Genomic DNA, 22,812 nt, shown 5'->3' with positions numbered 1-22,812 from the left:
GGCCGGGCGGGCGAGCCGTGTACGCCCGCCTGGCCTGTGCGTTCTCTGTGTGTACGATTCCTGCGATGGGCAGCCGGAGGGACCTGGTGACCAGCAAGACGGAGAGAGCCGGTACGGCGGCGAGAGCCGGTACGGCGGATCGAGCCGGCCTGGCGGACAGCGCCGGTGGAGCCGACAGCGCCGGTGGGGCGACGAGCACCCGCAAGGCGACGAGCACGGGCGAAGTGGCGAGCACCGGCGGGGCGGCCGGCTCCGGCAAGGCGGAGAGCATCGCGAAGCCCGCCGTCCGGCGTGGCACCAATCTGCCGCGCATGGGTGACTTCAACGAGTCCGTCGTACTCGACGCCATACGGCGTCACACCTCGGGCCTGAGCAGGGTGGAGCTGGCGAAGGCCACCGGGCTGTCCGCCCAGACCGTCTCCAACATCACCCGTCGGCTCCTCGACCAGGGCGTGGCCCGGGAGTCCGGCAAGCACAGCACCGGCACCGGAAAACCGCGCACCCTCCTGGAGATCGTCCCGGCGGCTCGCTACGCCGTGGGCATCCATCTGGACCCGGCCGTCATCACCTGCATCCTGGTGGACCTGCTCGGCACGGTCGTGGCCCAGCGCAGCCGGCGCACCCCGAGCGGCGCCGACACCGACGGCACGGTCGCCGACATGGCCGCCTCGGTGGCCGAACTGCTGACGGAGGCGGGCATCGACGCGGAACGCGTCCTCGGCCTCGGTATCGCCGCGCCGGGCCCGATCGACGCCGCGGCGGGGTCGGTCGTGGACCCGCCGGAGCTGCACGGCTGGGGGCGCTACCCGCTGCGCGACCGGCTCAGCGAGGCGACCGGCTTCCCGGCGCTGCTCGACAAGGACGTCACCGCGGCCGTGGTCGCCGAACGCTGGGCGGGCGCCGCCCGCGACAGCCGCAACCTGCTCTTCTTCTACCTCGGCACCGGCTCCGGCATGGGGCTCGTGGTGGAGGACACCGTGCTGCGCGGGGTGTCCGGCAACGCGGGTGAGGTCGGCGGACTGGGCGCGGCCTGCTCGATCCACACCCTCGTCGACGAGGCCATCGCGCTGGGTGTCCTCGGTGCCGACTTCACCGTGGTCGACCCGGCGGACGCCCAGCGCGGTCTGCGGCGGCTGGCCGAACTGGCCGCCGAGGGGGACCGGCGGGCGGGCGGCATCATCGAGCGCCTCGCCCTGAGGGTCGGCCGGGGCGTCTGCGCGGCGGCGACCCTGCTCGACATCGACACGATCGTCTTCGGCGGACCGGCGTGGCAGGTGCTCGGCGAGCACATGTTCCCGCCGATCGAGGCGATGGTGGCCCGCTCGCCCTTCGTCAAGGCGACCCATCCGACCCTCGTCGCCTCCACCACCCTCGGCGAGAACGTCGCCGCGATCGGCGCCGCCTCCCTGGTGCTCGACCAAGTCCTGTCCGTCCAGCCGAGGTCGCTGCTGCTCGGCTGAGGCGCAGGCCTGCCAGGACCACACGGCTTCAGACCTGCCCGGACCACACGGCTCGAACGGTCGCCGGGCTCTCCATGGACGGTCCAGGGTCTCTCCCCGGGCCGACCCAGGGGCGGCCTCCAGGCACCCCGAGCCCTCGTCCTCGACCCCGAGGACATGTCCCCACCCCCCGGCGGGGCGTGCTGAGCGCACCCGCACGACGCACGCCCGCACCCCCACATACCTCGACTCGGCCGCGACACCTGCGGCCGGTCGTGTCTCGGCGCGAGCCGAGCGGAGGAACGGAGGAGCGGAGAGATCTCGCTCCGCTGATCCACAAGGCGGCGGCTCACCTTCGCCGTCGCACCACATCCAGTCCACGCACCTTTTACCTTGAGAGGCTCGCCATGCAACGCAATGCGGCTGTGCAAGGCAAGACGGCCATGCAAGGCACGACGAAACGACTGTCCGTCTGGCTCGCCGGAGCGGCAGTGCTCGGCAGCGGAGTCCTGACGGTCCTTCCCGACAACGCAGCGCAGGCCGCGGTCGCGGCCAAGACGAAGGGCCGGGCGGTGGCCGCGCAGGCCGGGGCCACCACACCGTTCACCACGGTCGAGGCGGAGAGCGGCACCCTGGCCGGGGGCGCGCTGGTCCGGTCGATCAAGCCGGGCGACCCGGCGCCGACGAAGGCCACGCTCGAAAGCGAGGCGTCCGGCTACGCGCTGGCCGAGCTGAAGGCGACCGGGCACGCGATATCGGTCAAGAACAGCTCGGGCAAGAGCGCCAACTCGCTGGTGGTCAGGGCGGCGATCCCGGACACGGCGAGCGGCGGCGGTCTCGACGCGACCCTCAACCTGTATGTGAACGGCAGCTTCCGGCAGGCGATCACCCTCAGCTCGAAGCAGGCCTGGAACTACCGCAACGCCACCACCAACCCGGACGACCCGAACGCGGGCGGCGAGGCGTACCACTTCTACAACGAGTTCCCGGTCCGGGTCACCGGCGCGGCGATCCCCGCCAACGCCACCGTCACGCTGAAGAAGGACGCCGCGAACACGGCCGCCTTCTACGCGGTCGACTCGATCGACCTGGAGCAGGTCGGCGCGGCCGTCGCCCGTCCGGCGAACTCCCTGTCGGTGGTGGACTACGGCGCCGACCCCGGTTTCACGACCGACTCCACCGTGGCCATCCAGAACACCGTCAACGCCGCCCGCACGCAGGGCAAGACGGTGTGGATCCCGGCGGGCAAGTACCTCACCAACAGCCTCGTGGGCAGCAAGCCGCTGGACTTCACCGGGGTGACCGTGCGCGGCGCGGGCATGTGGCACTCGACCCTGTACCGCAAGGTGCCGCTGCCCGCGACGCAGCGCTCGCAGGTCCTGGTCGGCTCCGGTACGAAGCTGAGTGATCTCCAGATCGACACGAACGCCGTGTGGCGCGGGATCGGCGGCGCCGGCGGCGCGGACTACGGCATCAACGCCTCGGGTGCGGGCGGCTGGCTGGTGGAGCGGCTGTGGACCCGGCACACCGACGCCAACTGGCTGTCCGGCAGCAACGGAGTCATCCGGGACAGCCGCACCGCCGACACCTACGGCGACGGCTACAACATCAACAACAGCAACACTCCCAACCCGGACAAGCTGGGTTACAACATCACGGTGCAGAACAACTTCGCCCGCGGCACCGGCGACGACTCCTTCGCGGTCTACGCGGACGCCGGGGCGTCCGGTACCAACGGGCAGCTCAGCGACGCCAAGGTGATCGGCAACACGGCTGTCGCGACATGGTGGGCGAACGGGCTGCGCATCGCGGGTGGCCGGAACATCCAGATGACCAACAACCTGGTCAACAGTGTGTCCTCGAACAGCGCGCTGGACATCGGTGTCTTCGGTGACAGCGGCCACCCGCTGGAGTCGGCCACCGTCACCGGCAACGTTCTGCTCGGCGGGGGCGGCTGGAACGGCACCCGCCACGGCGTACGTATCAGCTCGCCTTCCGCCACCTCGAAGTTCCCGAACGCGTACACGAATGTGACGCTCACGGACAATGTGCTGCGCGGCGCGCTGCGGTCCGGCCTCTACATCGACCGTAAGAACGTGAACGTGACGCTGACCAGCAACACCATCGACGCCCCGGCCGCCCATGGCATCTGGGTCACCACCGGGGTGACCGGCACCGGCACGTTCACTGGCACCACCATCACCAACCTCCGTCCCGGACAGAGCGCGACGAAGAACGACTCACCCACCACCTTCACGATCAGTGCGACGGCGGCCCGCCGCTGACCCTTTCCCACCCGCATGGGAGTCCCGGGGCCCCCCCCACCCGGGCCCCGCCCCCCGGGGGTTGCACCCCGGGGGCCAACACCCCCCACCCACCCCCCCCCCCACCCCGAGTGGGGGGGCGGGCGCCCCGGCCCGGCCCCCCCCCCCGCTTTGGGGGGCCGGCCCCCCACCGGGGGGGGCGCACCGCACGCGCGGTTTTGCCACCTGGGCGTCAAGCACCCCGCACCGCACCGCCCTCATGATCGGTTCCGGCTGCCGCTCGCCATCAGGGCACGGTGGGGTTGGGGTGAGCCGGTGTGGGGCGCAGCACGGCGTGGGCCGCCTCCAGACGCTGGGATTCCTCGCGTTCGCGGTGGTCGCCCGAGATGTCGTCGGCCCACGCGAGCAACCGGCGGAGGTACCCTCCGGCTGCGTCGGTGACAATGCGCGGACGGCCCAGCGCGACCTCACCACTGGTTCCGTCGAGGGTGATGAGCGTGCCGTCGCCGATGCCCCGACCGCCGCACCGCACCGAGCCGTTGCCGCCGTCGACGCCGAAGGCCAGGCCGGCGACGCCCACCACCGCGGGCTTTCCCATGGCGCGTGCGACGACCGCGGCATGGCTGGCCGGGCCGCCACGGGCGGTGACGATTCCCACGGCGGCGGCGAGGCCGTGCATGTCGTCCGGGGAGGTCTCCGGGCGTACGAGGATGACGGGGGAGTCCCGGGCCATCCGTACCGCCGTGTCCGCGGTGGTCGCCACGCGGCCGACCGCCACACCGGGACAGGCACCGAGCCCCCGGGCGAAGACGTCGGCCTCCTCGGTGGAGGAGATGCGTGGGGTGCGGGCGGATCGGAGATGTCGCGGCGAGACCCTGAGCAGCGCTTCGTGACGCCCGATGACCCGCTCGTCGGCGAGTTCGGTGGCGACGCGGATCGCGGCACCTCCGACGAACCGGCCGGGCCGGACCTGGAGGATCCACAGCTCGCCCGCCTCGTACGTGAACTCGACATAGCAGGCGTCGCGGTAATGCCCTTCGATCCGCGTCAGCGCGTCGAGCAGCGCGGTCCACACGGCCGGTTCCCGCGCGGCGAGTGCCCGCAGCGGCCGGGTCGCCGACCGTCCGGAGACGACATCGTCGCCCTGGCGCCGGAAGAGGACCTCACCGAAGGGAACCTTCTCGCCGGTGTTGGGATCACGGCTGAACGCGACCCCGCTGCCGCTGTGATCGTCGCGGTTCCCGAACACCATCGCCTGGACGATCACGGCGGTGCCCCGGTCGTGCGGGAGGTCGTGCACCGTGCGATAGGTCTGTGCGCGGGGGGTGTCCCAGGAGGAGAAGACAGCTCGGACGGCCTGCTCCAACTGGCGGGCGGGGTCGTCCGGAACGGGGTGCGCGCATCCCGCGCCGCCGCTCGGCTCATCGACCGTCCCGGCGCTGGTGACGGCGGACGCGAAGCTCGACAGGAAGCGCCGCCGCGCATCCCGGGCGAAGGGCTCGTCACCCGTCTCCTCGGCCAGGCCCGCGGTGGCCCCGGTGGTGAGTCCGAGGTTGAGGATGGTGCTCATCATGCCGGGCATCGACACACCGGCTCCGGAACGGACGGACACCGCCAGTGGTGTGCGAGGCCCGCCGAAGACACGCCCGGTGGAGCGTTCGAGACCGGCGATGGCGGCGGTCAGTTCGGTGTCCAGTCCCTCGGGGAGGCGTCCGGCCCGCAGAAAGGCGCGGCAGGCCCCGGTGGTGACGACGAATCCGGGCGGCACCCGCAGGCCGAGCCGGTGCAGCAGGACGAGGCCGTGTGCCTTGCCGCCCAGGGTCTCCGCCGTCTCCTCGACCTGCGCACCGAGCGGGCGAATCCAGGTCATCGCCGCATCCCGAGGGTGGCGAGCAGGTCCTCGTGCAGCTCCGCCCAGACGGTGTGGTACGACGCGAGGCCGTCGGTCACGTACTCCAGCTCGCCGGAGGCGGCGCGATCGAGGGCACCGGTGAGGCGGACACCGTACCGGCCGAACCGGGGCAGCACCGCGGCCAGTTCGGCCCGGACGGTGGCGGCACGCCGGTCGAGATCGGCGAAGCGGTCCAGGACCCGGGCGTCGTAGCCGGGCTCGCTGTGGTCGTTGGCGACCGTGATGCCGTCGACGGACCGGAGCTGCCATGCCGCGCAGAGGTCGAGCAGCTCCGGGTTGAGGACGAGGAACCGGTCGTAGGCCGCGCCCACCGCGCCGCGCGCACCGGCCGCCTCCAGCTCGGCCGTGATCCGCTCGGCGTCCGCCGCGCGACCGGCATCCGTCAGCCACCAGCCGGACATCGCTCCGGGCACCCGCCCGACCAACCCGACGGCTTCGAGATCGAGCAGCTCGGACTCGACGGCGGACTCGTCCAGCCCCGTGACCAGGCTCAGCCGGCCGAAGTCGGACGCGCCGACACAGCGCAGGGCGTGCAGGACGAGAAGGTTGGTGTCCGCCACGCGGGTATCGGGCCTGTTCATGTCTGGCTCCCTCTGGAGTGATCTCCATATTCCCAATATTCCCATCACTCGGATGATGTTGTCATCCGGATGCTCTCGGTATCATGACACGCAAGGAACGGAACAGGACCGGAACGGAACAGGACCGGAAGGGAACACGATGGTGAGGCTGACCCGGGCCCAGCAGCAGGAACGGACCCGCGCGGCGGTTCTGGTCGCGGCCCGGCAGGAATTCGCCGAGCACGGCTACGGCGAGGCCAAGATCGACCGGATCGCCGAGCGGGCCGAACTGACCAGGGGAGCGGTCTACTCCAACTTCACCGGCAAGCGCGCGCTCTACCTCGCCGTGCTCGCCGACCTCGCCGAGCGGGCCCGTGCCTCCGCCGAGCCTCCGGCGCGATCCCCCGACTCCGTCGCCCGGGCACTGGGCGCGTTCGCCCGGGTCTGGCTCGAACGGCTTCCCCTCGCGGGCGACACCCCGGGGAGCGGACATCTGCAACTGCGCTCACTGTCCGGCGTCCTCGACACCGAGCCGACCCGGGCGGCGCTGGCCGAACTCGTCCGCTTCGAAGCCCTCCTGCTCGCCCTCGCCCTCGCACCGCGCACCCCGCCGCGCACCCGGACGGTACGCCTGGCGGGGCTCGCGCTGACCCTGCTGCACGGCGCGGCGAGTCTCGCCGAGAACGCCCCCGGGGCCGGCGACCCGTTCGACCTGGCCCGTGCCGCCGAACACCTGGCCGACCTCGCTCCCCTCGACGACGCCGAGCCGCCCCACCTGCCCTTCGTCGCCCCCGCACGGTCGACGCGGGACCAGTGGCAGGCCCCCGGCGCCCCGCGCGACGAGATCGACGGCCGTCCGGTCGACCTCGGCGACGACGGCGTGGTGGTCGTCCTGGGGGTATGCCGTCTGTCCGCGGCCGACGAGGCACTGCGCTCGGCGCGTCCGGACGACAAGGTGACCCTCGTCGTCGTGACGAGCGACCCCTCCGAACTCGGCCGACTGGCCCGGCTCCGCGTCGTCGATCTCGTGGGCTGTCTGCGTCGGGTGTTCGCGCCCGGGGAACTGCCCCGGCCACGCGTCGTGTTCGACGACGACGGCACCCTCGCGGCGGCCATCGGCCCGGACCCGGCCGACGACTTCACGGAAACCGCCATCCGGGTACACGCCGGGCTGATCGTCGCCCGCGCGGAGGGCCGAGGCGCCGGCCACGCGGTGGCCACCGCTCCGAGCCACCGGTACGACGCCGCCGACCCGAGCCGCGCGTACCCCGCCGCCGACCCGCCGTCCGAGGCGGACCGGGTGAAGCGGCGGCCCCGCTGACCACCCGATCACCGACAGCCGCCATCTCCGACGACCTGCTCGGGATCGGCTACGCGCCGCCGTGCCGCGCCCGCGCCTCGCTGATCTCCGCCTCGTGGCACACCGCCCAGTCCGCCAGTGCCGACAGCGGCTGGAGCAGGGTGTGCCCGAGAGGGGTCAGGCTGTACTCGACGCCGGGCGGTACCGTCGGCCGCACCTCGCGCCGGACCAGCCCGTCGGCCTCCAGGCCGCGCAGTGTGCGGGTCAGCATCCGCTGGCTGATACCGCCGACGGCACGGTGCAACTCGTTGTACCGGTGCGGGCGCCGGCCGAGCAGGATCACCAGCAGCATGCTCCACTTGTCGCCCACGCGCCGGAACACGTCACCGACCGGACACACGGCGAGTTCGTCCGCCGGTACCGGGCGGGGCAGCTCATGGGCGAGGAGCGAGGGAACACCGGTGTGCGTAGCGGACATGAAACTGCCTTCTTCCGGCCGGTGGGCGAGCGGCTCAGGATGGATCCGTCCCTGTCGAGCCTACGGAGGAACCGTGCCGGGCCAAGCACCCAAGAACGTGATCATCAGCGGCGGCACCGACGGAATGGGCCGCCTGACCGCCCTGGAACGGCTGGCCAGGGGAGACCGCGTCACCGTGATCGGCAGCAGTGAGGCCAAAGGCCGTGCGCTGCTCGACCGGGCCGCGCACCCGAACCTGCGGTTCCTCCGGGCGGACCTGTCCTCGATCGCCGAGACCGAACGCGTGATCGCCCGCATCGGCGAGCAGTACGACACCCTCGACGCGCTCGCCCTGTTCGCCAACCGGGTGAGCCCCAAACGCACGGAGACCGTGGAAGGACTGGAGTCCACCTTCGCGCTGTACTACCTGAGCCGCTATCTGCTCAGCCACCGGCTGAGCCCCCTCCTCGACGCAGGCTCCGATCCGGTGATCATCAACGTCGCCGGCGTCGGAAACACGGCGGGCCGGATCCACTGGGAGGATCCCCAGCTGACTCGCCGTTACCACCAGGTCCGCGCCCAACTCCAGGCGGGGCGGGCGAACGACCTGCTGGGCGTCCGGTTCGCCGCCCGCTCCGGCAGCAGGGCCCGCTATGTCCTCTACCACCCCGGCTTCACCCGCAGCGGCGCCGACGGCTACCCGAACCCGGTGGTCCGGGGCTCGATCAAACTGCTCGCGACGCTCTTCGCCCGCCCGGTGGCCGACGCGGTCCGGCCGGTCGTCCAGTGGATCGACCGGCCGCCCGCGGCCCCGCTGACCGCGATCGACCAGGGCAGGCCGGTGGACCGGACCCTGAAAACCCTCGACCCGGAAGCAGCCACCCGCCTGGCCGCCTACACAGAAGACCTGCTGCTCGCCCGCTGACCGGCGCGGGAGGGCCGGGAAACCGACCGGTGACCGGCCGCACCCGCACAGTCGCTCGTACCGGCCCGGCCCCCACTCGACCGACGGAGACACCTTGTCACTTCGCATCACCCCGCTCACCGATCCCACTCACGGCCCGCACAGCAGACGCCTCGCATGGCTGGCCTGTGACGCCGATTCCGTGCCGGTCGGGACGGCCTTTCTCCGTCTGTTCACCGACCCCGGACAGGCGCACCTCGCCGAACTGACGCTCCACGTCCACCCCGTGGAGCGACGGAGGCGCGTTGGCTCGCGGCTCCTGGACACCGTCCTGACCGCCGCCCGGGACAACGGCAGACGCCGCGTCGCCGCCGAGGCGGAAGCCGGATCGCCCGGTGCCCACTTCCTGCCCGCGCACGGCTTCCGCAAGGTCCTCACCCTGACGTACGCCCGCCTGTCCCTGGACGCCGTCGACCCCACCGCCCTCGGCGAGATCACCGGGCGTCCGCATCCGGGCTACCGGCTGGCGTCCTGGCAGGGAACCGTCCCCGACGACCTCGCCCGGACCTTCGCCGCCGCACGCCGCGCCATGGACGACATGCCCATGGACGCCGCCGACCACGCCACCGTGACCTGGGACGTGGACCGGGTCCGGGCCGCCGCGAAGGCCATCGAGGACCGCGGCGACCACCTGCACACGGTCGTCGCCGTCGACACCGCCGACGACTCGATCGCCGGGTTCACCGAACTCGTCGTCCCCGGCGACGGCACGGGTGACGCCCAGCACTACGGCACCGGCGTCCTGCCCGAGCACCGCGGACACGGTCTCGGCCGCTGGATGAAGGCCGAGTCGATCCGACGAGCCCACGGCCGCCATCCCCGCCTCGGCGGCCTCCTGACCGACACCGCCGCCGGCAACACCCCGATGAAACGCATCAACGACAGCCTCGGCTACGCACCCACGCACACGACCCTGAGATACCAACTCGACCTCTAGCGAGAAACGGACGCCCCACCGCGCAGGGTGCGGAGCCCCCGTTACGGGGTACGGGTTACGGGTACGGGGATGTGCGGGTCGGCAGCGGGGGCGGATCGGTTGGACCTCATCGGGCACGAGTACGCGGATCTGGGGGCGTTACGGACCCGGCGCGCGATCCACCGGGCGTACAGCGAACCCCCCGACGATGTGGAGGAAGCGACGCTGGCGCTGGCCCGCCGGTGGGCCGGAGCGCGGGGGACCGTGGTGGACGTCGGCTGCGGCACCGGGGATCTGCTGCGGCGCTGGGCCCGGGAGGGGCACGGCGGGCGGCTGATCGGGGTGGACCGTTCCCCGGCGGCGGTGGCCGGGACGCGCGGGCACCGCATAGGCGTGGTGCGCGGGGACGCCTGCGCGCTGCCGTTGCGCGACGGATCGGCGGACTGTCTCCTGGAGCGGCACATGCTCTATCACGTGTCCGACCTGGGACAGGCGCTGGCGGAGGCCCGACGGGTGGTGCGTCCGGGCGGCGCCTACCTCGCCGTGGTCAACATGGCGGGGACGACACCCCGGCTGGCCCGGCTGCTGCGCGACCGCGTCGGCGACGGCAGGCCCCTGCCGTCCCTGCCCCGGGTCGACTCCGACACCCTGCGCCCGCTGCTGAAGGACGTCTTCGGGGAGGTCGAGGAGACCGGGTACCGGGGCGAGCTGGTGTTCCACGAGCCCGAGCCGCTGGCCGCGCTCGCCGCCTCCCTTCTCGTGTTCTACGGCGTGGAGCGGGAAACGGCCCGGCATGCCCGGATGGTGGACGCGGTGGGCCGGGAGGCGGCGCGGGCCTTCGCCGCGGGCGCCGGACCGTGGCGGGACACGAAGGGCTGGACCGTGTTCGTGGCGAGGACATGAGGCAACGCCGAGCGCGCCGCCCGGTGCGGAGGGGGAAGCGCCGATGACCGTACGCGGGACCTCGCGCCAGGCCCGTACCGTCGGGCTCATCGGCGCCTGGGTGTGCGCGGCGGCCTGCGCGGCGGTGCTCGACGCGGTGGACTCGGCGCAGCCGTGGGTGATCGGGGTCGGCGCCGCCGTGGGGGCGCTGGGCTCCGCGCTCAGCCTGTGGGCGACCGCCGTGTTCCAGGGCGGCGAGGCGACGGGCGGGGCCTTCGGCCATGTCGTACCCACCGTGATCCGCCAACTGCCCGCGGCGACCGACCACTTCACCGGACGGGCGGAACTGGTCCAGGACATCCGGGAGCGGGTCCTGGGACCCGGACTGCGGCAACGCTGGAGGCGCAGGGCCGGGCGGGGCGGCGCGGCACCGTCCGGCCCCACGCGCGTGGTGATGCTGTCGGGCCGCGGCGGCGTGGGCAAGACCGCGCTGGCCGTACGCCTCGGGCATGAACTGACCCGCGAGTTCCCCGACGGGCAGATGTACGTCGACCTGCGCGGCGCCTCGGGCACGACCCCCCGCGCACCGGCCGACATCCTGGCCATGCTGCTGCGCGACCTGGGGGTCGACCCCGGGGCCGTCCCGGAGGATCTCGACGACCGCACCCGGATGTTCCGGTCGCGCACGGCGGGCCTGCGGCTGCTGATCGTGCTGGACAACGCGCGGGACGACGCCCAGGTGCGCCCGCTGCTCCCCGGGACACCGACCTCGCTGGTCATCGTGACGTCCAGGCCCCGGCTGTCCGGCCTGGACGGCGGCACCTCCTTCGAACTGGGGGTGCTCGCGCACGACCGGGCCGTCGAACTCCTCGGCAACCTCGCGGGCGCCGCCCGGGTCGCCGCCGAACCGGAGGCGGCCTCGCGGATCGTGCGCGCCTGCGGCCTGCTGCCCCTGGCCGTACGGATCGCGGGCGCCCGCCTGGCCGGGCGCCCCGCCTGGTCGCTGGAGAACTTCGCCGGACGCCTCGCCGACCAGCACCGCAGACTCGGCGAACTGCGGGCCGGCGGCCTCGACGTCCGGACCGGCATCACCGTCGGCTACCACGCGCAGCCCGCCGTCAACCAGCGGGCGTTCCTGCTGCTCGCCCTGTGCGACGCCCCGTCCTTCTCCGTCCTGCCGTTGCAGGCGGCCATGGACTGCACCCGGGCACAGGCCGAGCGGTGCATGGACGAACTCGCCGAGGCACAGTTGCTGGAGTGGCTCGGTCACGACGCGGGCGGCGAGTCCGTGTACCGCTACCACGACCTCGTACGGGACTACGCCGCCGAACTGCTCACGAGCGGAGAACTCGGCGGTGATGAGCGCCGGGCGGCGCTCGGCAGGGTCGTCGGGCACTGCCTGCGCCTCGCGGAGCGCGCCGAGCGCCTGGTGACACCGGGCAGCCACCGCCATCCGGCCCGCTTCCCCCGCTGGCCGGCACCTCCGGGCAACGGCCACCCGGACCCGGCTGCGGGCACGGCACCAGCCACCGCGCCAGCCACCGCACCGGACCCTGCACCGCACCCCGCTCCGGACGCCCTGCAACGCCTCGCGGCGGAGTACGAGTTCCTGCTGTGCGCGGTCCGTGAAGCGCTGGACGCCGGAATGACCGCCGCGGCCTCGGAACTGGCGAGCCTCCTCGTCGCGTACCAGGACACCCGCGCGCTGTGGAGCGACTGGGAACGGACCCAGGGCCCGGTCCTGGAGGCGTGCCGGGCCGCAGGCGACGAACTGGGCGTGGCCGTCAGCCTCCGTGACCTCGCCGTGCTGCGGCGGCTCCAGGGCCGCCTCGACGAGGCCGAGCGGCACGGGCTCGACGCGCTGGCCGTCTTCGAACGCCTCGGCGAACGGGCCGGCACCGCCGACTGCCTCTCCAACCTCGGCTGGCTCTACCGGGTGCGCGGCGAACACGACCGGGCCCGCGCCCACCTGGCGCGAGCGCTGACCGTCGCCGAGGAGTGCGGTATCCCGCGCACCCGCGGCTGGGTCCTCCAGATGAGCGCCGACCTGGAGATCGACGCCGGAGCCCTGGACACGGCCCTGGCCCTGCTCCACCGGTCCCGGCGGACCTTCGAGGACATCGGTGAACGCCGCGGCCTGGGCTGGACGCTGCGCATCACGGGGGACGCCTACCGGGAGCAGGGCCGGTACGACCAGGCGCTCGCGCAGTACGAGGCCGCCGCCGCCCTGATGCGGACCTTCGACGACCGGCGCGGCATCGCCCGCATCCTGGACGCCATCGGCGCCCTCCACCAGAACATGGGCCACCCCCAGGACGCCGTGACGTACTACGAGGACAGCCTCGCCGCCTTCCGCAGGCTCGGCGACCGCCAGTGGCAGGCGTACACGCTGCGCGCGCTGGCCGGACTGCACGCGAGCACCGGCGAGACGGCGAAGGCCGACGCCTGCCGCACGGAGGCCGCGGATCTGCTGGCCGCCCTCACGGGGAGCACGGCAGAGAGCCGACGGGTGTGACGGCTCTGAGCACGGGAGCCACCCGGCAGGGAGATCGCCGCGAGAGCCGCGCCGCTCCCGGGATGCGTCGCTTTTGACATGAACCCCCGCCGGACGTTGACTGGCAGCACGACACCGCGGGCCCGCCCACCCCGCATGCCGAGCGGCAGGTGGTCGAGAGGGCCGGGTTCTCCCGCACCGTGCGCACAGTGACCGCGAAAGCCCGGAGCAGGGTCCAGCAGGGTCACCCTGATGATCATCAAGGTGGCCGCCATCGCAACGAAAGCGGCACATGACGATGTACGACCAGACTCGCGCCCAGCAGCCCGCGGACCAGTCCCGCCGCCCCGCCGAACGCCGCGGCCGAGGCCCGGAACCACTGATTCCGGCCGCCGAGCGCGACAAGACCGCCGTCCGCCTCGGCCACGCCCTCAACATCTTCGACGAGAGCCCGCTCCAGTCGCTGGAGGAGGCCGAGAGCGCGTACGACGAGGCCACCGCCCATCTCGTGGCCGCTCTCGCGGAACGCAGGCGGGTCCTCCGCGCGGCCTGGGAGGAGCAGAACCCCGAGGCGTCGTCCGCCGAGTTCCGGATCGCGCTGAGGCAGTACCGGGAGCTGACCCAGCGGGTGCTCCACCTCTAGTACCCCCCTTGGCACTTCGCCGAGCGTGTCCGGTTGGCCGAGGGCGGGGGTCCCCCTCGTGGTGGCCCACGGGGGGCCGGGGCTCAGCCGAGGCCGCACGGGTCGGGCCGGGGTGATTGCTCACCGTATGCGGGAGATCACGTCTACCCTGGGTGCCCGCGGAGCCGGGTCACCGGTCCGGCGCGGCGCACGGCTCGGGAGGGTACCCATGGACGGCCAGGCACGGGACGAGGCAGCTTCCGACGCGTACGAGGACGGGTACGCGTACGAGGACGGGTACGACTTCGACCTCGGTACCCACACCCGTCCCGTGACCACCACCTCCCCCGAGGCCCAGCGCTGGTTCGACCGCGGCCTGGTGTGGACGTACGCCTTCCATCACGAGGAAGCCGTCCGCTGTTTCGAGAAGGCCGCCGAGGCCGACCCCGGCTGTGCCATGGCCCACTGGGGACTCGCCTACGCGCTCGGCCCCAACTACAACAAGCCCTGGGAGTTCTTCGACGCGCGGGATCTCGCCCGAACCGTCGAGCGCACCCACGCGGCCGTCGAGCGGGCGCACGAGCGGGCGGCGGCCGGTGTCACGCCGGCCGAGCGAGCGCTGATCGAGGCGCTGCGGGCCCGCTATCCGCAGGCGAGCCCCGTCGAGGACTGCGCGGTGTGGAACGCGCCCTACGCCGAACGCATGCGCGCCGCCCATGAGAGCGCCCCCGGCGACCTCGACGTCGCCACCCTCTACGCGGACGCGCTGATGAACCTCACCCCCTGGCAGTTGTGGGACCTGCGCACCGGCGAGCCCGCCGCCGGCGCCCGTACGGTCGAGGCGAAGGCCGTGCTCGACGGGGCGCTCGCCGCCCCCGGCGGACGCGACCATCCCGGAATCGTGCATCTCTACATCCACCTGATGGAGATGTCCCCGGACCCGGAGAGCGCGCTGGCCGTCGCCGACCGGCTGCGCGGACTGGTCCCCGACGCCGGGCATCTCGCGCACATGCCCTCGCATCTGGAAGTGCTGTGCGGGGACTACCGGCGGGTCGTTTCGGACAACGATGCCGCGATCGCCGTCGACGCGAAGACCGTCGCCCACTCCGGCGCGATGAACTTCTACACCCTCTACCGCTGCCACAACATCCACTTCAAGATCTACGGGGCGATGTTCCTCGGCCGGTCCGAGGTGGCCCTGGAGGCGGCCGGGCAACTGGAGGACGCCGTACCGGAGGAGCTGCTACGGGTGCAGAGCCCGCCCATGGCCGACTGGCTGGAGGGGTTCCTGGCCATGCGCGTGCACGCGCTGATCCGCTTCGGCCGCTGGTCCGACCTCCTCGAACTGCCGCTCCCCGCCGACCCGGAGCTGTACAGCACGACCACCGCGATGCTGCGCTACGGCCGCGGGGTCGCCCTCTCCGCGACCGGGCGGGTCGCCGAGGCCGAGACGGAACGCGAGCGGTTCCGCGAGGCGGTGGACCGGGTCCAGGACACGCGCATCCTGTTCAACAACACCTGCGCCGACATCCTCGCCATCGCCGCCGCCATGCTGGACGGCGAACTGGAGTACCGCAAGGGCGACTTCGACGCCGCCTTCGCCGCGCTGGAGCGGTCGGTCGAGCTGTCCGACACCCTGCCGTACGACGAGCCCTGGGGCTGGATGCAGCCGCCCCGGCACGCCTATGGCGCCCTGCTGCTGGAACAGGGGCGCCTCGCCGAAGCCGAGGCGGTCTACCGCGCGGATCTGGGCCTCGACGACACCCTCCCGCGCGCCTGCCGGCACCCCGGCAATGTCTGGTCCCTGCACGGGTTCCACGAGTGCCTGGTCCGGCTCGGGCGTACGGCGGAAGCCGCGATCGTCGCACAGCAGCTGAAGTTCGCCACGGCCCTGGCCGATGTGCCGATCGCCGCGTCCTGCTTCTGCCGCACGGAGACCCCGGCCGCGCCGGGCGGCGGCCACTGCTGCTGAGTCCTCCGTCGGGCACCGGGGCGGGCGGCGGCTGCCGGGCTTCCACCGGGCGGGGCGGCGGCTGCGGTTGAGCGTGCCGGTTCGCGTGGGTCCGGGGGCGGCTGCCGCGCTCTGTGCCGGGCGGGGGACGGTGCCTGCCCGTTGAGCGTGCCGACTCGTGCCGGTCCGGGTGGCGGCTGCTGCGGGAGCGTCTCACGGACGGGACCGGCCCGGCCGCCCGGCCGTGCGGGAGCCGCACCCCGTCGCCCTGTTGAGCGTGCCGCACTCCCGCCGGGCCGGGCGGCCACTGCCGCTTGCGGCGCCTGGCTCCCACCGTGCCGGGCGGAGCCTGTGGGGCGGCGCACCGGCCCGACCATGCCTGCGGGCCTCGCCTCCCTGCTGGCCCCACCATGCCTGCCGGGCCCCGCCTCCCCGTCGGCCCCGCCTCCCCGCCGAGCCTCACCGCGCCTGCCGATTCTCGCCCTCCCCACCGGGGCCCACCGCTCCCACCGGGCCCACCGCTCCCGCCGGGCCCCGCCCTCCCGCCGGGCCCCACCGCTCCCACCGAGCCCCGCCCTCCCGCCGGGCCTCATCCCCCCGCCAGCCTTCGTCTTCCCGCCAGTCACCCTCCGGCCCGAGTGCACACCCGCCCCCAACTGCCCCCGGGCGCCCGCCTGACCAGCGCGTGGCTGTCCGAATGCGGGCGGTAGCCGACAGGGGCACCTCCGCCCCGCGCCCGAACGGCGTGCCCCTCCCCGTCGGTTGATGGTTCTCCTTTGCTCCGGCTCCGTTCATCTGCGCTGCCCAAGATCCGCCATGGGCATGACGTGGACGCTTCCGGCATGCCCCTCATCACCGGGCGAATCAGGAAGGACGGCACCTCATGGGGCCAGCACAACGGCGAAGACGGCCGGGAGTCGTACCGGGAAGATCAGGCACACCGAGCCGATCCAGCCGATCCAGCGCATCCGGCGCACGGCGCCTCGCCGGGACCGGCCTCGCCGCGCTCCTCCTGCTGACCGGCAACGTCACGGCGGCCACCGCCGCGGACCCCGGCACCGAAGGCACCGCGCAGCGCTCCACGCAGAGCGACAGCCCGGCGGATGCCACCACCCTGCCCACCCTCACCCCCGGCGACGGCGCCTACCTGGAAGGCACCCAGACCGTCGAGGCCAAGGCAACCCTCGCCGGTGACTCCGTGACCCGGCTGACCGTCGACGGCCGTACCGTCCCCGCACAGCCCACCCTCGGCGTCTCCCGGCTCGGCTTCGACGTCGGCTCCAACTCCGTCGAGGCGCGCTACAAGAACCACGTCGTCGTCAACGGCGACTACCGCGTGGACCTCGGCGACCTGGTCAACGAGCGCGGCACGATCGACATCCCCAACCAGCACCTGGTCAAGGGCGAGAACACGATCAAGATCGTCACAGGAGCCGTCGACAGCGCCTGCGGCCTCAACCACGACGACTTCGTGCTGTCCGACATCACCCTCGACCTGCTCGGCGAGCGAGCGGACGGCGAGGAGAACCAGTACACGTACTCCTTCGGCGACGGCAGCTGCGGCACCAACCCCTCCTACGTGAAGGAGGCCACGCTCTCCTTCTTCGTGCTGGGCGACCCCCAGGACTCCACGGGCCTGCGCGCCGACCTGGACACCACCACCCTGCCCAACGGCACCCACACCCTGGCCGCGCGCACCGAGTCCGGCAAGACCGTCCGCAACACCGTGACCGTCAACAACGCCCCGCCCGGCGCCCCCAAGCTGCTCCCCAAGGACGGCACGCTCGTCAAGGGCGGCCAGTCGGTCTTCGCGAGCCTCCCGGCGGGCTCCGACGGCGCCACCGCGTCACTCACCGTCGACGGCAAGGCCCCCGCCACCGACCCCCACCTGGGCAACGGCGCCGCGACCTTCTCCTTCGACATCGGCGCCAACTCCCTGGACGAGAAGTACGACAGTCACCTGCTGGTCAACGGCAAGCGCGTCGACCTCGGCGGCACCTGGGTGAATCAGCGCGTCGACATCACGATCCCCGCCCAGCACCTGGTGCCCGGCGACAACACCATCACCGTCGTCACCGGCCCCTACAAGGAGGCCTGCGGCAACAACCGCGACGACTTCGACCTGTCGAACCCGGCGCTCGCCCTCGACGGCGCCACCGTCACCGGCCATGACATCGCCGCCTCCTACGCGATGGGCGACGGCACCTGCGGCAGCAGCACCACCCGGCTGCGCGAGGCCGAACTGCGCTACACGATCGACGCCCCGGCCGTCCCCGTCACCGAGACCCTCGGCTCCGGCAACGCCACCCTCGGTTTCACCGTCGGCTCCAACTCCATCGAGGCCCGGTACGGCAACCACGTCCTGGTCAACGGCCAGAAGCTGGCGCTGGACGACGATTTCGTCAGCCGCCAGGTGAATCTGACGTTCCCCAACGAGTGGCTGGTCCCCGGCTGGAACACCCTGGACCTGGTCACCGGCACCTTCGTCACGTCCTGCGGCGACAACCGTGACGACTTCACCGTCTCCGGCATCACCCTCACCCCGGCTCAGGGCACGGCCGAGGGCCGGATGCTCAAGGGCTCGTACGCCATGGGCGACGGCAACTGCGGCGACAACGTCAACCCGCTCACCGAGATCGACTTCACCTTCTACGTCGACGCGCCCGCCCAGGGCCTGCGCGCCGACCTGGAGACCGCGCGGATCACCGACGGCAAGCACACCCTCGCCGCCACCTCCAAGAACGGCAAGCAGGCCACCCGCGCCCTGTTCAGCGACAACTCCGCGCCCCGCGTGGTGACCAGCACCCCGGCCGCCGGGAAGCGGATCACCGCCGCGGTCGTCCTCGACGTACGGCTGGACGACTACTCCGGCGTCGTCGACGGCCCGCACATCAAGCTGGACGGCGAGGACATCGAGCCCGGCGCCGCCGTCGGCCCCGGCCTGTCCGCGGGCGCCCACACCCTGTCCGTCACGGCGACGGACGGCCTCGGCAACACCGGCACCCGGGAAGTCGAGTTCACCTCCGCCGGTATCCCGGACGCCCCCGCCGACCTCACCCCCGCCTCCGGCACCACCGACGCGGGCCGGGACGTCACCCTGTCCGCGAAGGTCGGCGAACCCGACGGCGGCCAGGTCACCGCCACCTTCTCCGAGGCCGAGATCCTCACCCCGGGCGAGGTCTACCAGGGCACGGCGACCGCCGTACCCACCACCCTCAAGGTCAAGGGCGAGAAGAAGGTCACGGCCGCGGCCCTGGCCCCCGCCGACGGCAAGACCCTCGACGCGCCCGCCGCCGAAGAGGTGACCTTCCAGCGCTACGACGTCAAGGTCAAGGGCAGGACGGACTCCCCGGTGCTGCGCTGGGAGGGCGTCCTCGACCCCGAGCGGCTCGCCGCGCTGCGCGTGTGGAACACCCGCACCACTCAGTGGGACGTGCTGACCAGCGCCCGCGGCGCCGCCGAGGGCGACACCGTGCTGAGCGCGGTCGTCGACCGCTCCTACGTCGACCGGAACACCCTCCATGTGATGGTCACCGGCGAGGACCCCTTCGCCGACGACATCGAGGCCGGTGACCCGGACGGGTTCGCCGACCCGGACTCGTACGACTTCTCCATGGTCCACTTCACCGACACCCAGTACCTGTCCGAGGGCGCGGTGGAGCAGGAGACGGCCGAGGAGCGGGCCGTGTGGGAGAAGGCGTACGGCGACATCACGCGCTGGATCGCCGACAACAAGGACGAGCGGAAGATCTCGTACGTCGCGCACACCGGCGACATCATCGAGAACAACATCCGTGAGCCCGCCGACGAGGCCACCCAGCGGCAGATCATCGGCGAGATGGAGGTCTCCTCCGAGCAGCAGAAGATCCTGGACGACGCCGGGGTCCCCAACGGGGTCATCGCGGGCAACCACGACAACCAGTCGGGCACCGAGAACGGCCCCGACGCCCTGTACAACCAGTACTACGGCCCCGACCGCTACCAGGCCCTGTCCCAGGGCTGGGAGCACGCCGAGTACGGCGGCCCCTGGCAGGAGGGAGACAACCAGAACCACTACGACCTGTTCTCCGCGGGCGGCGTGGACTTCGTGGTGGTCGGGCTGTCGTACGGCGTCACCCGCGAGGAGGCCGAATGGGCCGACTCCATCTTCAAGCGGTTCCCGGACCGCAACGGCATCCTGCTCTCGCACGACTACCTCGCACCCAGCACCAACCCCGACGGACGCGGCGCCGGATTCTCCGCGCCGGACGGCTCGATGCTGTTCAACACCGTGGTCCAGGACAACCCCAACCTGTTCCTGATCCTGGCCGGTCATGAGCACGGCGTGGGCACGAACGTGAAGCCCAAGGTCGGCGAGATCTCGCACGGCGTGGTCGAACTCCTCGCCGACTACCAGTTCTACACGGTCTCCGCGGACCGCCTCGGCCTCACCGAGATCGGCGGCTACCAGCCCGACGACCAGCTCCGGTTCGGCGCCGGCTTCTTCCGGCTGCTCCAGTTCGACGTGGACCGCTCCGAGCTGACCGTCGACACGTACTCACCGCTGCTCGACGAGTTCGGCGCCACCGAGTACGACATCGATCACCGCTACGACGGCACCGAGGACAACATGGTGCTGCCGATCGACCTCAACACCCGCAAGACGACCTTCCGGACGGATTCCCTGGCGCTCTACGACCCCGTGGACGTCATCGGCCGTACCAAGGTCACCTCCGGCGGGACCGCCTCGGTCACCTGGAAGGCCCTCAAGCCCGGCTCCACACACGCCTGGTTCGTCACCGCCCGTTCCACCGGCGGCGGCATGACCGCCTCCCAGCCGAGCGTGTTCGTCACCAAGGACGACCGCGGCCGACCCGGCACCTGGGGCCCCGGCAGCCCCAACTACCCCTTCTTCGGCCCGTCGACGCAGTAGCCACGCGCCGACCCTTCCCGACACCGGCCCGCCCCCCCACCCACGTTGGGGGCGGCGGGCCCACCCCTCTCGTAGAAATGACCGCCATGCGCCCGCCCCTGTCCCGGCTCCGCGCGACGCTCGCCGCCGTACTCGCCGCGCTTGCCGTCCTCCTGCTCCCCGCCCCCGCCACCGCGCACGACGCGACCTCGACCGCGTACGCCGAGGTGACGGGCACGGAAACCGGCGCCGAGGTGACCTTCGACCTCGAATACGACCTCCTGATGAAGTCGGCCTGGCTCTACGCGGAGGCGTACGAGGCCAAGGGCCGCACCGAGCAACTGCGCCAGCTGAAGCTCAACGCCGAAGCGGTCCGCGACTACCTCACCCAGCGTTTCGCCGTCACGCACGACGACCGACCCTGCACCCCGGCCGCCGCCATCGACGCCGACATCCACACCCGGGGCACCCGCCCCTTCGCCCTGCTGACCCTGTCCTACGCCTGCCCCGGCGACGGCGAGGGCCCCTACGGCATCTCCAGCGCGCTGTTCCCCGATGCCGAGACATTCGTGCACAGCACGAAGACGATCGTCCACTACGACATCCAGGGCGCCCGGGGCTCCCAGGTGCTGACCGCCGCCGAGCCGACCCTGGAGACGTCCGGCGCCGGTGAGGCACGCCAGGTCGGGGAGTTCTTCGTGCTGGGCGGCGAGCATCTGCTGTTCGGCCTCGACCATGTGCTGTTCCTGCTGTCGCTGCTGATCGGCGCGCGGAGTCTGCGGGACGTGGTGCTGACGGCGACCGCGTTCACGGCCGCCCACAGCGTGACCTTTCTGCTGGCGGCCACGGGGGTGGTGAGTGTGCCGGGGGCGGTGGTGGAACCGGTGATCGCGGCCTCCATCGCGGTGGTGGCGCTGGCGGGCGTGTTCCTGCGCGACCGCGAGGGCGTGAGCCGCTGGCGGCTGCCCGTCGTGTTCGCCTTCGGCCTGGTCCATGGCCTGGGCTTCGCCGGGGCGCTCGGCATCGACGAGGGCTGGTCGTGGGAGCTGCTTCTGTCCCTGCTCAGCTTCAACGCCGGAATCGAGGCGGCGCAACTGGCCGTCATCGCGGTGGTGTTTCCGCTGCTCCTCCTGGTCCGGCGCACCCCCGCCCAGCGCTGGATCCTGCCCGCGCTGAGCACCCCGATCGTCGCCATCAGCCTGTACTGGCTGTGGGACCGGGTGACGCAGACGGTGTGATCCCGCACGGCATGGCGCATTACCTGGTCGCCGCGAGGGCTGGCGAAGGGGGTCTTCGATCCGCACCGGCGGCTTTCACCGCCGCGTCCGGCGCCCACACCGCCCCGCGCGTCACACCGGCTCGCCCACCGCCCGTACGGCACGCCCCCATGCCGTGCTCACCGCCCGGTGTGCGAGGAGGGTGGCGCGCTCGGCGTCCGAGGGGAGCCGCAGGGGTGTGCCCACATGGACATGGACGTGCGGGCGCCGCAGCGGGGACGTGACGGCCCCCGCCAGTTGCTTCGCGGTGGAACCGGAGGAGACCCGGCGGGCGCCCGCGTGTCCGACCGGCACGATCAGGGCGCCGGACCTGGCCGCGAGCCGGGCCGGGCCGGTGCGGAACCGCTCCGGCGGGCCGGGCGTCGCGTCCGTGCGGTCCGGCAGCCCGCCCTCGCCGTAGATCAGCACATGCCGCCCGGCCGCCAGCGCCGCCACCGCGAGGTCCAGCGCGTCGGCGGCCCGCGCCGAGCGGCGGTGCACGGGGATGTGCCCCTCGCGCGTCAGCGCCCCGCCCAGCACCGGCACCCGCCACAGCCCCGCCGTCGCCATGACCGCCGGTTCCACCCCGAGCCGCCGCAGCGCGGCCAGCACCACCACCGGGTCGGCCATGGAGTCGTGGTTGGCGACGAAGACCGACCCGGCCGGTACCGCCGTCACCACCTCACGGCTCACCGTCAGACGCCCCAGAACGGGCGCCAGCACCCCGGCGGCACGACTCAGCACAACTGCCTCCCACGACGAGCGACGAACCTGCCGCCAGTCTCGGCGGCCCCGGCCTCGCCGCCCTGAGCGCGGATACTCACGACGGCGAGGCCACCGTACTCAGGCGGCCACCGGGCGAGTGACCCGGCACCTCGCCGACGGCGGCCGGGGCCGGCCACGG

The 22,812-nt window shown here is 72.7% G+C and carries 15 protein-coding genes; 11 read left to right on the top strand and 4 right to left on the bottom strand.

The window, feature by feature from the left end:
• Nucleotides 1-311 precede the first annotated feature (311 nt).
• Entirely contained in the window at nucleotides 312-1,460 is a 1,149-nt protein-coding gene (locus ACFXAZ_RS26530) for an ROK family protein (protein ID WP_384596196.1), read from the top strand.
• 422 nt (nucleotides 1,461-1,882) lie between these two features.
• A complete protein-coding gene (locus ACFXAZ_RS26525; RefSeq protein ID WP_384596172.1) occupies nucleotides 1,883-3,724 on the top strand; it encodes a glycosyl hydrolase family 28-related protein in 1,842 nt (613 codons plus the stop codon).
• A gap of 265 nt (nucleotides 3,725-3,989) precedes the next feature.
• Here the strand turns inward: ACFXAZ_RS26525 and ACFXAZ_RS26520 are convergent, their stop codons facing one another.
• Together ACFXAZ_RS26520 and ACFXAZ_RS26515 are read right to left on the bottom strand one after the other, a co-directional pair.
• Nucleotides 3,990-5,573 carry a pyruvate, phosphate dikinase gene (locus ACFXAZ_RS26520; RefSeq protein ID WP_384596170.1) on the bottom strand — a complete coding sequence of 528 codons (1,584 nt, stop codon included), beginning with the start codon at nucleotides 5,571-5,573 and terminating at the stop codon, nucleotides 3,990-3,992.
• A complete protein-coding gene (locus ACFXAZ_RS26515; protein ID WP_384596167.1) occupies nucleotides 5,570-6,196 on the bottom strand; it encodes a transcriptional regulator in 627 nt (208 codons plus the stop codon). Before ACFXAZ_RS26515 ends, ACFXAZ_RS26520 begins: the two co-directional genes overlap by 4 nt.
• 139 nt (nucleotides 6,197-6,335) lie before the next feature.
• On the opposite strand from ACFXAZ_RS26515, the gene ACFXAZ_RS26510 reads away from it, so the two are divergent.
• Nucleotides 6,336-7,496 (top strand): TetR family transcriptional regulator, encoded by a 1,161-nt coding sequence (locus ACFXAZ_RS26510; RefSeq protein WP_384596164.1) that lies wholly within the window; start codon nucleotides 6,336-6,338, stop codon nucleotides 7,494-7,496.
• A 49-nt stretch (nucleotides 7,497-7,545) separates the two neighbouring features.
• On the opposite strand, the gene ACFXAZ_RS26505 is transcribed toward ACFXAZ_RS26510, so the two are convergent.
• Nucleotides 7,546-7,953, bottom strand: a complete 408-nt coding sequence (locus ACFXAZ_RS26505) for a winged helix-turn-helix transcriptional regulator (protein WP_384596161.1) — start codon at nucleotides 7,951-7,953, stop codon at nucleotides 7,546-7,548.
• 73 nt (nucleotides 7,954-8,026) lie between these two features.
• Between ACFXAZ_RS26505 and ACFXAZ_RS26500 the strand changes: the two genes are divergently transcribed.
• The 8 genes from ACFXAZ_RS26500 (at nucleotide 8,027) to ACFXAZ_RS26465 (ending at nucleotide 21,890) form a co-directional block, all read left to right on the top strand.
• Nucleotides 8,027-8,857 carry an SDR family NAD(P)-dependent oxidoreductase gene (locus ACFXAZ_RS26500; protein WP_384596158.1) on the top strand — a complete coding sequence of 277 codons (831 nt, stop codon included), beginning with the start codon at nucleotides 8,027-8,029 and terminating at the stop codon, nucleotides 8,855-8,857.
• Between the two features lie 94 nt (nucleotides 8,858-8,951).
• On the top strand, nucleotides 8,952-9,833 hold the full coding sequence (locus ACFXAZ_RS26495; RefSeq protein WP_384596155.1) for a GNAT family N-acetyltransferase: 882 nt from the start codon (nucleotides 8,952-8,954) through the stop codon (nucleotides 9,831-9,833).
• A gap of 99 nt (nucleotides 9,834-9,932) precedes the next feature.
• Nucleotides 9,933-10,715, top strand: coding sequence for a class I SAM-dependent methyltransferase (locus tag ACFXAZ_RS26490; RefSeq protein WP_384596152.1), 783 nt, complete (start codon nucleotides 9,933-9,935; stop codon nucleotides 10,713-10,715).
• A gap of 43 nt (nucleotides 10,716-10,758) precedes the next feature.
• Nucleotides 10,759-13,209, top strand: a complete 2,451-nt coding sequence (locus ACFXAZ_RS26485) for a tetratricopeptide repeat protein (RefSeq protein WP_384596149.1) — start codon at nucleotides 10,759-10,761, stop codon at nucleotides 13,207-13,209.
• Nucleotides 13,210-13,486: 277 nt separating this feature from the next.
• On the top strand, nucleotides 13,487-13,831 hold the full coding sequence (locus ACFXAZ_RS26480; protein WP_384596193.1) for a hypothetical protein: 345 nt from the start codon (nucleotides 13,487-13,489) through the stop codon (nucleotides 13,829-13,831).
• A gap of 208 nt (nucleotides 13,832-14,039) precedes the next feature.
• Complete coding sequence (locus ACFXAZ_RS26475; protein WP_384596146.1) at nucleotides 14,040-15,782, top strand: hypothetical protein; 1,743 nt, start codon at nucleotides 14,040-14,042, stop codon at nucleotides 15,780-15,782.
• A gap of 862 nt (nucleotides 15,783-16,644) precedes the next feature.
• Complete coding sequence (locus tag ACFXAZ_RS26470) at nucleotides 16,645-20,673, top strand: metallophosphoesterase (protein WP_384596143.1); 4,029 nt, start codon at nucleotides 16,645-16,647, stop codon at nucleotides 20,671-20,673.
• 77 nt (nucleotides 20,674-20,750) lie between these two features.
• Nucleotides 20,751-21,890, top strand: a complete 1,140-nt coding sequence (locus tag ACFXAZ_RS26465) for a HupE/UreJ family protein (RefSeq protein WP_384596140.1) — start codon at nucleotides 20,751-20,753, stop codon at nucleotides 21,888-21,890.
• 111 nt (nucleotides 21,891-22,001) lie between these two features.
• Here the strand turns inward: ACFXAZ_RS26465 and ACFXAZ_RS26460 are convergent, their stop codons facing one another.
• A complete protein-coding gene (locus ACFXAZ_RS26460; RefSeq protein ID WP_384596138.1) occupies nucleotides 22,002-22,652 on the bottom strand; it encodes a lysophospholipid acyltransferase family protein in 651 nt (216 codons plus the stop codon).
• Nucleotides 22,653-22,812 lie beyond the last annotated feature (160 nt).

Source organism: Streptomyces sp. NPDC059477 (assembly GCF_042749375.1).
GTDB lineage: Bacteria > Actinomycetota > Actinomycetes > Streptomycetales > Streptomycetaceae > Streptomyces.
This window is presented reverse-complemented; position numbering and strand designations above follow the sequence as displayed.

Coding starts and splice junctions, on each gene's coding strand:
- ACFXAZ_RS26505 (WP_384596161.1), bottom strand. CDS start 7,953: ATGTCCGCTACGCACACCGGTGTTCCCTCGCTCCTCGCCCATGAGCTG.
- ACFXAZ_RS26470 (WP_384596143.1), top strand. CDS start 16,645: ATGGGGCCAGCACAACGGCGAAGACGGCCGGGAGTCGTACCGGGAAGA.
- ACFXAZ_RS26525 (WP_384596172.1), top strand. CDS start 1,883: ATGCAAGGCACGACGAAACGACTGTCCGTCTGGCTCGCCGGAGCGGCA.
- ACFXAZ_RS26530 (WP_384596196.1), top strand. CDS start 312: ATGGGTGACTTCAACGAGTCCGTCGTACTCGACGCCATACGGCGTCAC.
- ACFXAZ_RS26480 (WP_384596193.1), top strand. CDS start 13,487: ATGTACGACCAGACTCGCGCCCAGCAGCCCGCGGACCAGTCCCGCCGC.
- ACFXAZ_RS26510 (WP_384596164.1), top strand. CDS start 6,336: ATGGTGAGGCTGACCCGGGCCCAGCAGCAGGAACGGACCCGCGCGGCG.
- ACFXAZ_RS26520 (WP_384596170.1), bottom strand. CDS start 5,573: ATGACCTGGATTCGCCCGCTCGGTGCGCAGGTCGAGGAGACGGCGGAG.
- ACFXAZ_RS26485 (WP_384596149.1), top strand. CDS start 10,759: ATGACCGTACGCGGGACCTCGCGCCAGGCCCGTACCGTCGGGCTCATC.
- ACFXAZ_RS26515 (WP_384596167.1), bottom strand. CDS start 6,196: ATGAACAGGCCCGATACCCGCGTGGCGGACACCAACCTTCTCGTCCTG.
- ACFXAZ_RS26465 (WP_384596140.1), top strand. CDS start 20,751: ATGACCGCCATGCGCCCGCCCCTGTCCCGGCTCCGCGCGACGCTCGCC.
- ACFXAZ_RS26475 (WP_384596146.1), top strand. CDS start 14,040: ATGGACGGCCAGGCACGGGACGAGGCAGCTTCCGACGCGTACGAGGAC.